18 protein-coding genes are annotated in these 12,382 nt (G+C 63.1%); all 18 read left to right on the top strand.

The genetic code is table 11. From position 1 onward, the window contains the following. Nucleotides 1-27 precede the first annotated feature (27 nt). The 18 genes from rpsL (at nt 28) to rplN (ending at nt 12,380) form a co-directional block, all read left to right on the top strand. Nucleotides 28-402 (top strand): 30S ribosomal protein S12, encoded by a 375-nt coding sequence (gene rpsL, locus E3T48_RS04540; protein WP_055811472.1) that lies wholly within the window; start codon nt 28-30, stop codon nt 400-402. Beyond that, nucleotides 402-872, top strand: a complete 471-nt coding sequence (gene rpsG, locus E3T48_RS04535; RefSeq protein WP_066597688.1) for a 30S ribosomal protein S7 — start codon at nt 402-404, stop codon at nt 870-872. Before rpsL ends, rpsG begins: the two co-directional genes overlap by 1 nt. Nucleotides 873-975: 103 nt before the next feature. Further along, complete coding sequence (gene fusA / locus E3T48_RS04530) at nt 976-3,090, top strand: elongation factor G (RefSeq protein ID WP_134522644.1); 2,115 nt, start codon at nt 976-978, stop codon at nt 3,088-3,090. A 126-nt stretch (nt 3,091-3,216) separates the two neighbouring features. Further along, nucleotides 3,217-4,410, top strand: coding sequence for an elongation factor Tu (tuf, locus tag E3T48_RS04525; RefSeq protein ID WP_134522643.1), 1,194 nt, complete (start codon nt 3,217-3,219; stop codon nt 4,408-4,410). 293 nt (nt 4,411-4,703) lie between these two features. Further along, nucleotides 4,704-4,913 (top strand): Rv0909 family putative TA system antitoxin, encoded by a 210-nt coding sequence (locus tag E3T48_RS04520; protein WP_134522642.1) that lies wholly within the window; start codon nt 4,704-4,706, stop codon nt 4,911-4,913. Nucleotides 4,914-5,157: 244 nt separating this feature from the next. Further along, a complete protein-coding gene (locus tag E3T48_RS04515; protein ID WP_134522641.1) occupies nt 5,158-6,090 on the top strand; it encodes a hypothetical protein in 933 nt (310 codons plus the stop codon). 538 nt (nt 6,091-6,628) lie between these two features. After that, nucleotides 6,629-6,937, top strand: a complete 309-nt coding sequence (gene rpsJ / locus E3T48_RS04510) for a 30S ribosomal protein S10 (protein WP_035834607.1) — start codon at nt 6,629-6,631, stop codon at nt 6,935-6,937. An 8-nt stretch (nt 6,938-6,945) separates the two neighbouring features. Beyond that, complete coding sequence (rplC, locus tag E3T48_RS04505) at nt 6,946-7,605, top strand: 50S ribosomal protein L3 (RefSeq protein ID WP_134522640.1); 660 nt, start codon at nt 6,946-6,948, stop codon at nt 7,603-7,605. A 4-nt stretch (nt 7,606-7,609) separates the two neighbouring features. Next, on the top strand, nt 7,610-8,260 hold the full coding sequence (gene rplD / locus E3T48_RS04500) for a 50S ribosomal protein L4 (protein WP_134522639.1): 651 nt from the start codon (nt 7,610-7,612) through the stop codon (nt 8,258-8,260). Then, on the top strand, nt 8,260-8,562 hold the full coding sequence (gene rplW / locus E3T48_RS04495) for a 50S ribosomal protein L23 (RefSeq protein ID WP_134522638.1): 303 nt from the start codon (nt 8,260-8,262) through the stop codon (nt 8,560-8,562). Before rplD ends, rplW begins: the two co-directional genes overlap by 1 nt. A gap of 25 nt (nt 8,563-8,587) precedes the next feature. Further along, nucleotides 8,588-9,427, top strand: coding sequence for a 50S ribosomal protein L2 (gene rplB / locus E3T48_RS04490; RefSeq protein WP_134508229.1), 840 nt, complete (start codon nt 8,588-8,590; stop codon nt 9,425-9,427). Nucleotides 9,428-9,436: 9 nt separating this feature from the next. Further along, nucleotides 9,437-9,718: a 30S ribosomal protein S19 gene (gene rpsS, locus E3T48_RS04485; RefSeq protein WP_104100966.1), complete on the top strand. Its 282-nt coding sequence runs from the start codon at nt 9,437-9,439 to the stop codon at nt 9,716-9,718. 26 nt (nt 9,719-9,744) lie between these two features. Further along, complete coding sequence (gene rplV, locus E3T48_RS04480; RefSeq protein WP_134369265.1) at nt 9,745-10,110, top strand: 50S ribosomal protein L22; 366 nt, start codon at nt 9,745-9,747, stop codon at nt 10,108-10,110. Beyond that, on the top strand, nt 10,110-10,871 hold the full coding sequence (rpsC, locus tag E3T48_RS04475) for a 30S ribosomal protein S3 (RefSeq protein WP_104100964.1): 762 nt from the start codon (nt 10,110-10,112) through the stop codon (nt 10,869-10,871). Before rplV ends, rpsC begins: the two co-directional genes overlap by 1 nt. Before the next feature lie 2 nt (nt 10,872-10,873). Beyond that, a complete protein-coding gene (gene rplP, locus E3T48_RS04470) occupies nt 10,874-11,293 on the top strand; it encodes a 50S ribosomal protein L16 (protein WP_134508227.1) in 420 nt (139 codons plus the stop codon). Next, a complete protein-coding gene (gene rpmC / locus E3T48_RS04465) occupies nt 11,293-11,637 on the top strand; it encodes a 50S ribosomal protein L29 (RefSeq protein WP_134522637.1) in 345 nt (114 codons plus the stop codon). Before rplP ends, rpmC begins: the two co-directional genes overlap by 1 nt. Nucleotides 11,638-11,639: 2 nt before the next feature. After that, nucleotides 11,640-11,978, top strand: coding sequence for a 30S ribosomal protein S17 (rpsQ, locus tag E3T48_RS04460; protein WP_277613512.1), 339 nt, complete (start codon nt 11,640-11,642; stop codon nt 11,976-11,978). A 33-nt stretch (nt 11,979-12,011) separates the two neighbouring features. Further along, on the top strand, nt 12,012-12,380 hold the full coding sequence (gene rplN / locus E3T48_RS04455) for a 50S ribosomal protein L14 (protein WP_134508221.1): 369 nt from the start codon (nt 12,012-12,014) through the stop codon (nt 12,378-12,380). Nucleotides 12,381-12,382 lie beyond the last annotated feature (2 nt).

Genomic DNA, 12,382 nt, shown 5'->3' with positions numbered 1-12,382 from the left:
CCGTGCAGCAAAATCAAGGAGTAATTAGTGCCCACCATTCAGCAGTTGGTCAGAAAGGGCCGCAGCCCCAAGGTCACCAAGACCAAGGCTCCCGCCCTGAAGTCCAACCCCCAGCAGCGCGGCGTGTGCACCCGTGTCTACACGACCACCCCGAAGAAGCCGAACTCGGCTCTCCGCAAGGTCGCCCGCGTCAAGCTGTCGAACGGCACAGAGGTCACCGCCTACATCCCCGGCGAGGGTCACAACCTGCAGGAGCACTCGATGGTGCTCGTCCGCGGCGGTCGCGTCAAGGACCTCCCCGGTGTTCGATACAAGATCGTTCGCGGCGCGCTGGACACCCAGGCCGTCAAGAACCGCAAGCAGGCTCGTAGCCGCTACGGCGCCAAGATGGAGAAGAAGTAATGCCTCGTAAAGGCCCAGCGCCCAAGCGTCCCGTTATCGCTGACCCGGTATACGGCGCCCCCATCGTCTCTCAGCTCGTCAACAAAATCCTCCTCGACGGCAAAAAGGGCCTCGCCGAGCGCATCGTTTACGATGCACTCGAGGGCGTCGTCGCCAAGAATGGTGCGGATGCCGTCGTCACGCTGAAGAAGGCGCTCGACAACGTGCGCCCCACCCTCGAGGTGCGTTCGCGTCGCGTCGGTGGTTCCACCTACCAGGTTCCGGTCGAAGTCAAGCCGCACCGCGCCAACACCCTGGCCCTCCGCTGGTTGACCAGCTACGCCAAGGCTCGTCGCGAGAAAACCATGACGGAGCGCCTCACCAATGAAATCCTCGACGCGTCCAACGGCCTCGGCGCCGCTGTGAAGCGCCGCGAAGACACGCACAAGATGGCCGAGGCGAACAAGGCCTTCGCTCACTACCGCTGGTAGTCGTCCGCCGCTGGTCGAGCTTGTCGAGACCATGGTCTCGACAAGCTCGACCAGCGAACGCCTGTTCAACCTCATCTTTTACAAAAACTTCCGGAGGACCCCCGTGGCACTTGACGTGCTCACCGACCTGAGTAAGGTCCGCAACATCGGCATCATGGCTCACATTGATGCTGGCAAGACCACCGTCACTGAGCGCATCCTGTACTACACGGGTGTCAATCACAAGATCGGCGAGACGCACGACGGCGCCTCGACCATGGACTGGATGGCGCAGGAGCAGGAACGTGGCATCACCATCACGTCTGCCGCGACGACCTGTTTCTGGGCTGAGAACCAGATCAACATCATCGACACCCCCGGCCACGTTGACTTCACCGTCGAGGTGGAGCGTTCGCTCCGCGTCCTCGACGGCGCCGTCGCCGTGTTCGACGGCAAGGAGGGCGTCGAGCCCCAGTCCGAGACCGTCTGGCGCCAGGCCGACAAGTACGACGTGCCCCGCATCTGCTTCGTCAACAAGATGGACAAGCTCGGCGCCGACTTCTTCTACACCGTCGACACCATCGTGAAGCGCCTCGGCGCGAAGCCGCTCGTCATCCAGTTGCCGATCGGCGCCGAGAACACCTTCGAAGGTGTTGTCGACCTCGTCGAGATGCGTGCGCTGACCTGGCGCGGCGACTCCAAGGGTGACGTCGAGATGGGCTCCAAGTACGCCATCGAAGAGATCCCGGCCGACCTCGTCGACCAGGCCGCCTCGTACCGCAAGCTCCTGCTCGAGACCGTCGCCGAAACCGACGACGACCTCATGGAGAAGTACTTCTCCGGCGAAGAGCTCACCGTCTCCGAGATCAAGCACGCAATCCGCAAGCTCACCGTCAACAGCGAGATCTACCCGGTCCTCTGTGGCTCGGCGTTCAAGAACCGCGGCGTCCAGCCGATGCTCGACGCCGTCATCGACTACCTCCCCACCCCGCTCGACGTGCCCGCCATCGAGGCGCACGACCCGCGTGACGAGGAGAAGGTCATCATGCGCCACCCGGATGCGACCGAGCCGTTCACGGCCCTCGCGTTCAAGGTTGCCGTGCACCCGTTCTTCGGTCGCCTGACCTACGTTCGCGTGTACTCCGGTCACCTCGACTCCGGCGCCCAGGTCATCAACTCGACCAAGGGCAAGAAGGAGCGCATCGGCAAGATCTTCCAGATGCACGCCAACAAAGAGAACCCGGTGGCCTTCGTGACCGCCGGTCACATCTACGCGGTCATCGGCCTCAAGGACACGACCACCGGCGACACCCTGTGCGACCCGAACAACCAGGTCGTGCTCGAGTCGATGACGTTCCCTGACCCGGTCATCGAGGTTGCGATCGAGCCCAAGACCAAGCAGGACCAGGAAAAGCTGGGTCTCGCGATCCAGAAGCTGGCCGAAGAAGACCCGACCTTCCGCACCGAGCAGAACCAGGAAACTGGTCAGACGGTCATCAAGGGAATGGGCGAACTGCACCTGGACATCCTGGTCGACCGGATGCGGCGTGAATTCAACGTCGAAGCCAACGTCGGCAAGCCCCAGGTCGCATACCGCGAGACCATCCGCAGGGCGGTCGAGCGTCACGACTACACGCACAAGAAGCAGACCGGTGGATCCGGGCAGTTCGCGAAGATTCAGATCGCGATCGAGCCGCTCGAGATCACCGCCGAGAAGAGCTACGAGTTCGTGAACAAGGTCACGGGTGGCCGCATCCCCAGGGAGTACATCCCCTCGGTGGACGCAGGAATCCAGGACGCGCTGCACGTCGGCGTCCTGGCCGGCTACCCGATGGTCGGCGTCAAGGCAAGCCTGCTTGACGGCGCCGCGCACGACGTCGACTCTTCGGAGATGGCGTTCAAGATTGCCGGATCGATGGGCTTCAAGGAAGCCGTTCGTAAGGCAGACCCGGTTCTGCTCGAGCCGTTGATGAGTGTCGAAGTACGCACCCCTGAGGAATACATGGGTGACGTAATCGGCGACCTCAACTCGCGCCGCGGTCAGATCCAAACCATGGAGGACGCAAGCGGTGTGAAGGTAATTCGCGCCCATGTTCCACTTTCGGAGATGTTCGGCTACATCGGCGACCTGAGGTCCAAGACCTCCGGCCGCGCCGTGTACTCGATGACGTTCGAGAGCTATGCGGAGGTCCCGAAGGCTGTAGCCGAAGAGATCATCCAGAAGAACAAGGGCGAATAGCCTGGGGCCTTCGGGCCCAAATCGCTTAGGCCTCCCGGCCCGAGTAGCATAAGTACACAAATCCAGCAGGTTCACCGGCCGCAAACCAGCGGTCGGTGAAGCCGAGAGTCCTGAGGAGGACCCACAGTGGCCAAGGCCAAGTTCGAGCGGACCAAGCCGCACGTAAACATCGGAACGATCGGTCACGTTGACCACGGAAAGACCACGCTGACTGCAGCGATCTCCAAGGTCCTGGCCGACACGTTCCCGTCCAAGACGAACGTTCAGCGCGACTTCGCGTCGATCGACTCGGCTCCGGAAGAACGCCAGCGCGGCATCACGATCAATATCTCGCACGTCGAGTACGAGACCGAGAAGCGTCACTATGCGCACGTTGACGCACCCGGCCACGCTGACTACATCAAGAACATGATCACCGGTGCTGCCCAGATGGACGGCGCGATCCTCGTGGTTGCCGCCACCGACGGCCCGATGGCCCAGACCCGTGAGCACGTTCTGCTCGCGAAGCAGGTCGGCGTGCCGTCCCTGCTCGTCGCGCTGAACAAGTCCGACATGGTCGACGACGAAGAGATCCTTGAGCTCGTCGAGCTCGAGGTTCGCGAACTCCTCACCGCGCAGGGCTTCGACGGCGACAACGCTCCCGTCATCCGCGTTTCCGCACTCAAGGCCCTGGAAGGCGACCCGAAGTGGGTCGGCAACATCCTCGAGCTGATGACGGCCGTCGACGAGTACTTCCCGGAGCCCGTCCGCGACAAGGACAAGCCCTTCCTGATGCCGATCGAGGACGTCTTCACGATCACCGGTCGTGGAACCGTCGTCACCGGCCGCGCCGAGCGTGGAACCCTCAAGATCAACTCCGAGGTCGAGGTTGTCGGCATCCGCCCGACCATCAAGACCACGGTCACTGGTATCGAGATGTTCCACAAGCAGCTCGACGAGGCATGGGCCGGCGAGAACTGTGGTCTGCTTCTTCGTGGCACCAAGCGCGAGGACGTCGAGCGTGGCCAGGTCGTCGTCAAGCCGGGTTCGGTCACGCCGCACACCGACTTCGAGGGCACCGCGTACATCCTGTCAAAGGAAGAGGGCGGCCGTCACAACCCGTTCTACGCGAACTACCGTCCGCAGTTCTACTTCCGCACCACGGACGTCACCGGCGTCATCACGCTGCCCGAGGGCACCGAGATGGTCATGCCCGGCGACACCACCGACATGAACGTCGCGCTGATCCAGCCGATCGCCATGGAAGAGGGCCTCGGCTTCGCCATTCGTGAAGGTGGCCGCACCGTCGGCGCCGGAACGGTCACGAAGATCATCAAGTAGTTCCCTTCGCGGCGCGGTCACCTCGGTGATCGAGCTTGCAGTTCGGTGATCGAGCTTGTCGAGATCAGGGGGTCGGTCCTTCGGGGCCGGCCCCTTTTTCGTCCCTACCGCCGGTGATCGAGCTCGCAGTTCGGTGATCGAGCTCGGAGTTCGGTGATCGAGCTCGTCGAGATCAGCGGGTCGGTCCTTCGCAGCCGGCCCCCCTTGCGCACCCGGAATCTCCTTGTGCTGGGCGGAGTCCTGCTCTACTTTTGACTCGGCAGCAACGACGCGGCCCGGACAGGAAGAACACCATGGGACTCGAAGACATCACCAAAAAGGCACAGGACTTCCTGGGCGACAACAAGGTCAAGGAAGCCCTGAACAGCGAGCAGGCCGAGGGCGTCAGCGACAAGCTGCTCGGCGGCGTCGCGGACCTCGCCAACAAGGTCACCGGCGGCAAGTTCGATGAACAGATCGAGGGTGCCCGTGCCGCCGCCGACGAGAAGATCGGCGACGAGTAGCCCCTGGCACAGATCGCGAACGGCCGCTCAGTCGAGCGCGCCAACTTCGCCGCTGCGCGCCAGGCACACCGGGAGCGAAGCGGCGCAACTGGCGCGCTCGGGCCGGACAGCATCCACTCACAGGTGACGGATGCTGGCCGTTGTCCACAGATCACGGCTGCCGTGCCGGGGGCGAGCACGTCGCCCGCACAGTGGGCGCATGACACCCGCGCATTCCGACAATCCGGCCGACCGACTGGTCTCAGTGGCCGACTACACGCGGACCTTCGGCGCGGATCTCAGACTGCGTCGTAGTGCGAAGCGTGGTGAGTTCCATCGCGTCTCCCGCGGGCAGTATTTTCCTCGGGGCCAATGGGACACGCTCCGGAACGAGGAGCGGTACGCCGTTGTGGTGTGCGCGGCGGCGGCCGCACGACAGAGAGACCTCGTGCTCTCGCATCAGTCGGCGGCCGTGCTTCATGGCCTCCCGTTTCTTTTCGGGCCTCCAAGCGAGGTCCATTTCATCGTTCCTCGGGCGGCCGGGGGCAGATCAAAGCCCGGCATTCGCAAGCACGCGGTCCACATCGATCCCCGGGACGTCACCGTGCTCAACGGGCTCCAGGTCACGACAGTGGCGCGCACGGTTGTGGACGTGGCCGCCGCGCTCGACCTCCAATCGGCCGTCGTCGTGGCCGACCGGGCGCTATACGCCGACCGCCGGGGGCAGCGCGCGGTCCTCGCCACGAAGACGGAACTCTACGAGGCCTGGGCGCGAATGCTTCCATTTCGCGGCTCAGCGCGCGCGAAGGCCGTGATCGATTTCGCGAGCCACCTGGCCGGGTCGCCGAACGAATCGGCAAGCCGAGTCAACATCGCCCTGAACGGCTTCCCTGAGCCGGTGCTCCAGCATCCGTTCGCCGTCGACGGCGCCGAGGTCTTCGTCGACTTCTATTTCCCCGACGAGGACAAGGTGGGGGAAGCCGATGGCAAGGTCAAATACTTCGACCCGGTGATGCGCGATGGGCGCACGCCTGAGCAGGTGCTCTGGGCTGAGAAGCTGAGGGAAGACGGAGTGCGGCGGCAGGTTCACGGATTCGCGCGCTGGCCGTTCGCCGTCTCTGTAAGTAGGGTGCGGCTGCGCACGCGCTTGCTCGAGTTCGGGTTGCCGATCACCCGGCCCACACTGCGCGCGTGGTGACCAGGGCATCGGCCAGTCCGGATCGGCCGAACGCCCCAGGTGCGCCGCTGCGCGCCAGGCATGCCGGGCGCGCAACGGCGGAAGTGGCGCGCTCGGTGCGAGGGGGGAGGCGCGTTCGGCGAGAGGGGGAGGGGCGACACGCCGCCCGCGACACGCCCGGGTTGCAGAAAGGGCAGAGCCTGTGGCAGACTCTTCTAGTTCAACACTTTCGACTGCCGCGCTGCACGCGGTGTCGGGATCACTGCCAGGCAGTGCATAGCTGGTGTCAGGCGGGAAGATACGCCGGGATACGCAGCTAGGCCGCGGGTAGCAGAACAGAGCTCAAACCAACAACCGGGACGGTATGGGAAATCCATGCCTTCCTCCATGCCCCGGCATGGAGCGGGAGATGGCACGGTTCGAAGTGGTGCGGCCCACCGGCTGCGGCGCGATGAATCGAAATTGACAGATGAACAGTGGTGCGACAGCAGCAGTGCTACTACGGCGTCCAATGCAGCCTTCGGGATGTACGAAGCCTTGACAAGAAAGAGAGTTCGACATGGCGGGACAGAAAATCCGCATTCGACTGAAGTCGTATGACCACGAGGTCATCGACATCTCGGCGCGCAAGATCGTCGACACCGTGACCCGTGCGGGCGCGACCGTCGTCGGCCCCGTGCCGCTTCCGACCGAGAAGAACGTGGTGTGTGTCATCCGTTCCCCTCACAAGTACAAGGACAGCCGGGAGCACTTTGAAATGCGCACCCACAAGCGTCTGATCGACATCATTGACCCGACCCCGAAGGCAGTCGACTCGCTCATGCGTCTCGACCTTCCGGCCGACGTCAACATCGAGATCAAGCTCTAGGGCCCGCGATGTCTTACGCAGATACCAAGACCACCAAGGGTCTCCTCGGCAAGAAGCTCGGCATGACGCAGGTCTGGGACGAGAACAACAAGCTCGTTCCCGTCACCGTCATCGAGATCTCGCCCAACGTTGTCACCCAGATCCGCAGCACGGAGATCGACGGCTACGCCGGCGTTCAGATCGCTGCCGGGGCCATCGACCCGCGCAAGGTCAACAAGCCTTCCGCCGGACACTTCGAGAAGGCGGGCGTCACGCCTCGCCGTCACCTCACCGAGCTCCGCACCGCGGATGCCGCTGACTACACCCTGGGCCAGGAACTCACCGTTGACGGTGTCTTCGCTGCCGGCACCAAGGTCGACGTCATGGGCACCAGCAAGGGCAAGGGTTTCGCCGGTGTCATGAAGCGTCACAACTTCAAGGGTGTCTCCTCCTCGCACGGTTCACACCGCAACCACCGCAAGCCCGGTTCCATCGGTGCTTCCTCGACCCCGAGCCGTGTCTTCAAGGGCATGCGCATGGCCGGTCGCATGGGTGGCGAGCGCGTCACCGTGCTGAACCTCAAGGTTCACGCCGTTGATGCCGAAAAGGGCCTCCTGCTGGTCAAGGGTGCCGTTCCCGGCGCCAAGGGCCGCCTCGTATTCGTCCGCAATGCAGTGAAGGGAGCCTAGTCGCATGACTACCTCACTCGATCTCATCGACGCCAAGGGCAAGAAGGCCGGCACCGTTGAGCTGCCCGCCGAAATCTTTGACGTTCAGACCAACATCCCGCTGATTCACCAGGTCGTCGTCGCGCAGCTCGCTGCCGCACGCCAGGGCACTCACAAGACCAAGCGTCGTGGTGAAGTTTCCGGTGCCGGCCGCAAGCCGTTCAAGCAGAAGGGAACCGGTCGCGCTCGTCAGGGCTCGATCCGTGCGCCCCAGATGACCGGTGGTGGCATCGTCCACGGACCGACCCCGCGCAACTACGAGCAGCGCACCCCGAAGAAGATGATCGCGGCAGCACTGCGCGGATCGCTGTCGGACCGCGCCCGTGGTGACCGCCTGCACGTCGTGACTGCACTGTTCAGCGCCGAGACGCCCAGCACCAAGGGCGCCATCGGACTGCTCAGCCAGATCGCCAGCAGCAAGCACGTCCTCGTTGTTCTGGAACGCACGGACGAAATGACGCTCCGCAGCATCCGCAACCTGCCGACGGTGCACGTTCTGCCGTGGGACCAGCTGAATGCCTATGACGTGCTCGTCAGTGACGACATCGTCTTCACCAAGGGCGCGTTCGACGCGTTCGTGGAGAGCAAGACCAAGAAGGAAGAGGTGTCCGCATAATGGCTACCCCGACAAACAAGGACCCCCGCGACATCATCATCGCTCCGGTCGTCTCTGAAAAGAGCTACGGCCTGATCGACGAGGGTAAGTACACCTTCATCGTGGACCCGCGCTCCAACAAGACCGAGATCAAGCTCGCGATCGAAAAGATCTTCAAGGTGGAGGTCGCTTCGATCAACACCATGAACCGGATCGGCAAGACGCGTCGCACGAAGTTCGGTCAGGGCAAGCGCAAGGACACCAAGCGTGCCATCGTCACGCTCAAGTCCGGTTCCATTGACATCTTCACGGCCGTCGGCTAAGCGGCGCGGACTAGAGGAATAAGAAATGGCTATTCGTAAGTTCAAGCCCACGACTCCCGGTCGTCGCGGTTCATCTGTTGCAGACTTCGCAGAGATCACCCGTTCGACCCCGGAGAAGTCCCTGCTTCGCCCCCTGTCCAAGACCGGTGGCCGTAACAACCAGGGTCGGATCACCACTCGCCACATCGGTGGTGGACACAAGCGCCAGTACCGTCTGATCGACTTCCGTCGTAACGACAAGGATGGCGTCAACGCCAAGGTCGCTCACATCGAGTACGACCCCAACCGCACGGCGCGCATCGCGCTCCTGCACTTCCTTGATGGAACCAAGCGCTACATCATCGCCCCGAACAAGCTGAACCAGGGCGACATCGTAGAGTCGGGCGCCGGTGCTGACATCAAGCCCGGCAACAACCTGCCGCTGAAGAACATCCCCACCGGTACCATCATTCACGCGGTCGAGCTGCGTCCGGGCGGTGGCGCCAAGATGGCCCGCTCCGCCGGATCGTCTGTTCGCCTCGTCGCGAAGGATGGAATCTACGCCCAGCTGCGCCTGCCGTCCGGAGAAATTCGCAACGTCGACGCCCGCTGCCGCGCCACGATCGGCGAGGTCGGCAACGCCGAGCAGTCGAACATCAACTGGGGCAAGGCCGGCCGTATGCGCTGGAAAGGCGTTCGCCCGACCGTTCGTGGTGTTGCCATGAACCCGGTCGACCACCCGCACGGTGGTGGCGAGGGTAAGACGTCCGGTGGACGTCACCCCGTCAGCCCCTGGGGCCAGAAGGAAGGGCGCACCCGCCACCCGAACAAGGAAAGCGACAAGCTCATCGTTCGTCGCCGTACCGTCGGCAAGAAGCGTAAGTAGGAGTAGACGATGCCACGCAGTCTCAAGAAGGGCCCGTTCGTTGACGACCACCTGCTTCGCAAGGTTGTCAAGGCGAACGAAGCCAGCAGCAAGAACGTAATCAAGACCTGGTCGCGCCGTTCGATGATCATCCCCGGCATGCTTGGGCACACCATCGCGGTTCACGACGGGCGCAAGCACATCCCGGTGTTCGTCACCGAGAGCATGGTCGGGCACAAGCTCGGCGAGTTCGCGCCCACCCGCACCTTCCGTGGACACGTGAAGGACGACAAGAAGGGCCGTCGCCGCTAGCGCGGGGACGTGAAGGAGGAGAAGAAATGGTGGAGTCGATCGCACGCGTGCGTCACATCCGCGTTACCCCCCAGAAGGCTCGTCGCGTTGTCAACCTGATCCGCGGCAAGCAGGCACATGAGGCCCTGGGAATCCTGAAGTTCGCACCCCAGGGTGCGAGCGATCCGGTGTACAAGCTGGTTGCCTCGGCAATCGCGAACGCCCGGGTCAAGGCAGATGCAGCCAACACCTTCCTAGACGAGCAGGACCTGTTCGTCAGCCAGGCGTTCGTTGATGAGGGTACGACCCTCAAGCGTTTCCAGGCCCGAGCACAGGGTCGCGCATTCCAGATCAAGAAGCGCACGAGCCACATCACCGTTGTGCTCGCCACTCCTGAGGAGGGTACGAAGTAATGGGTCAGAAAGTAAACCCCTACGGCTTCCGTCTGGGAATCACGACCGACCACGTGTCGCGATGGTTCTCTGACTCGACGAAGCCCGGCCAGCGTTACAGCGACTTCGTTGCTGAAGACGTCAAGATCCGCCGACTGTTGAGCACCAGCCTCGACCGTGCCGGCGTGTCCCGCATCGAGATCGAGCGCACACGTGACCGTGTTCGCGTCGACATTCACACCGCCCGTCCGGGCATTGTGATCGGTCGCCGCGGCGCGGAGGCCGAGCGCATCCGCTCCGACCTCGAGAAGCTCACCGCCAAGCAGATCCAGCTGAACATCCTCGAGGTCAAAAACCCCGAGGTCGACGCTCAGCTCGTCGCACAGGGCATCGCAGAGCAGCTCTCCGCTCGTGTGGCATTCCGCCGCGCGATGCGCAAGGGCCTGCAGGGCGCCCAGCGCGCCGGCGCCAAGGGTGTTCGCATCCAGGTTTCCGGTCGCCTTGGTGGCGCCGAAATGAGCCGTTCGGAGTTCTACCGTGAGGGACGCGTGCCACTGCACACCCTGCGCGCGAACATCGACTACGGCTTCTACGAAGCCAAGACCACCTTCGGCCGCATCGGCGTGAAGGTCTGGATCTACAAGGGCGACATCACCAACAAGGAACTCGCTCGCGAGCAGGCCAACGCTAAGTCGACCCGCCCCGAACGACGTGACGACCGACCCCGCCGTGCGCCCCGCGCAGAGGCAGCGGCACCGGTTGCAGCAGGAGTTGAGGCATAACCATGTTGATTCCACGCAGAGTCAAGCACCGCAAGCAGCACCACCCGGGCCGCACAGGCCACGCAACCGGTGGCACTGAACTGTCGTTCGGCGAGTACGGCATCCAGGCACTCACGCCCGCTTACGTGACCAACCGTCAGATCGAGTCCGCTCGTATCGCCATGACGCGTCACATCAAGCGTGGCGGGAAGGTCTGGATCAACATCTACCCAGACCGCCCGCTCACCAAGAAGCCGGCCGAAACCCGCATGGGTTCCGGTAAGGGTTCCGTCGAGTGGTGGGTCGCCAACGTCAAGCCGGGTCGCGTCCTCTTTGAGCTGAGCGGTGTCACCGACATCGTCGCGAAGGAAGCGCTGACCCGCGCAATTCACAAACTGCCCTTGAAGGCACGCATCATCAAGCGCGAGGAGGGCGACGCATAATGGCGATCGGATCCAAGGAGCTCGCCTCGGTCGAGCTCGACACTTTTGAAAATGAGCGACTGTTCGACGAGCTGAAGAAGGCGAAGGAAGAACTGTTCAACCTTCGCTTCCAGTCGGCCACCGGCCAGCTCGAAAGCCACGGCCGCCTCCGCGCGGTCAAGCGCGACATCGCTCGCATCTACACGGTTCTCCGTGAGCGCGAGTTGGGCATTCGCCCGACTCCCGTGCCCGTCGAAGCCCCCGCCAAGGCGGACAAGGCTGAGAAGAAGCCGAAGAAGGCCGCAAAGGCTGCAGAATCCGAAACGGATGCTGTCGCTGAGGTCGTCGAAACGAAGGAGGCCTAGTCATGGCGAAGACTGACGAAAAGGTCGTCACTGCCGAGGCTGAGGTCTCGACAAGCTCGACCACCGCGACCACCGCGACCACCGCGATTGTTCGCGGCTACCGCAAGACGCTGCGTGGTTACGTGACCAGCGACAAGATGGACAAGACCATCGTCGTCGAGGTCGAAGACCGCGTGAAGCACCCCCTGTACGGCAAGGTCATCCGCCGTACGTCCAAGCTGAAGGCTCACGACGAGGCGAACATCGCCGGCATCGGCGACCTGGTCCTGATCAGTGAGACCCGTCCGCTCAGCGCGTCCAAGCGCTGGCGCCTGGTCGAGATCCTCGAGAAGGCCAAGTAAGCCTCGCGCTTGCTTGATAGAAGGAGTTAAAAAGTGCTTCAGCAAGAATCACGACTCAAGGTTGCCGACAACACGGGCGCCAAGGAACTGTTGACCATTCGCGTGCTCGGCGGCTCCGGCCGTCGCTACGCCGGACTGGGCGATACGATTGTCGCCACGGTCAAGGATGCGATCCCCGGCGGAAACGTCAAGAAGGGCGACGTCGTCAAGGCCGTCGTCGTTCGCGTCAAAAAGCAGACCCGTCGTTCAGACGGTTCGTACATCAAGTTCGATGAGAACGCCGCAGTGATTTTGAAGAACGACGGTGACCCCCGCGGCACCCGAATCTTCGGACCGGTCGGTCGCGAACTTCGCGACAAGAAGTTCATGAAGATCATCTCGTTGGCACCGGAGGTTATCTAAAT

Source organism: Cryobacterium fucosi (assembly GCF_004403515.1).
Classification (GTDB): domain Bacteria; phylum Actinomycetota; class Actinomycetes; order Actinomycetales; family Microbacteriaceae; genus Cryobacterium; species Cryobacterium fucosi.
This window is presented reverse-complemented; position numbering and strand designations above follow the sequence as displayed.

Excerpts from the sequence above, each read along its gene's own strand:
- rpmC (WP_134522637.1), top strand. The coding sequence starts at position 11,293 with ATGGCGATCGGATCCAAGGAGCTCGCCTCGGTCGAGCTCGACACTTTT.
- rpsC (WP_104100964.1), top strand. The coding sequence starts at position 10,110 with ATGGGTCAGAAAGTAAACCCCTACGGCTTCCGTCTGGGAATCACGACC.
- rplW (WP_134522638.1), top strand. The coding sequence starts at position 8,260 with ATGGCTACCCCGACAAACAAGGACCCCCGCGACATCATCATCGCTCCG.
- rpsS (WP_104100966.1), top strand. The coding sequence starts at position 9,437 with ATGCCACGCAGTCTCAAGAAGGGCCCGTTCGTTGACGACCACCTGCTT.
- rplP (WP_134508227.1), top strand. The coding sequence starts at position 10,874 with ATGTTGATTCCACGCAGAGTCAAGCACCGCAAGCAGCACCACCCGGGC.
- E3T48_RS04520 (WP_134522642.1), top strand. The coding sequence starts at position 4,704 with ATGGGACTCGAAGACATCACCAAAAAGGCACAGGACTTCCTGGGCGAC.
- rplB (WP_134508229.1), top strand. The coding sequence starts at position 8,588 with ATGGCTATTCGTAAGTTCAAGCCCACGACTCCCGGTCGTCGCGGTTCA.
- rpsG (WP_066597688.1), top strand. The coding sequence starts at position 402 with ATGCCTCGTAAAGGCCCAGCGCCCAAGCGTCCCGTTATCGCTGACCCG.
- rplD (WP_134522639.1), top strand. The coding sequence starts at position 7,610 with ATGACTACCTCACTCGATCTCATCGACGCCAAGGGCAAGAAGGCCGGC.
- rpsQ (WP_277613512.1), top strand. The coding sequence starts at position 11,640 with ATGGCGAAGACTGACGAAAAGGTCGTCACTGCCGAGGCTGAGGTCTCG.
- rpsJ (WP_035834607.1), top strand. The coding sequence starts at position 6,629 with ATGGCGGGACAGAAAATCCGCATTCGACTGAAGTCGTATGACCACGAG.
- rplC (WP_134522640.1), top strand. The coding sequence starts at position 6,946 with ATGTCTTACGCAGATACCAAGACCACCAAGGGTCTCCTCGGCAAGAAG.
- rplV (WP_134369265.1), top strand. The coding sequence starts at position 9,745 with ATGGTGGAGTCGATCGCACGCGTGCGTCACATCCGCGTTACCCCCCAG.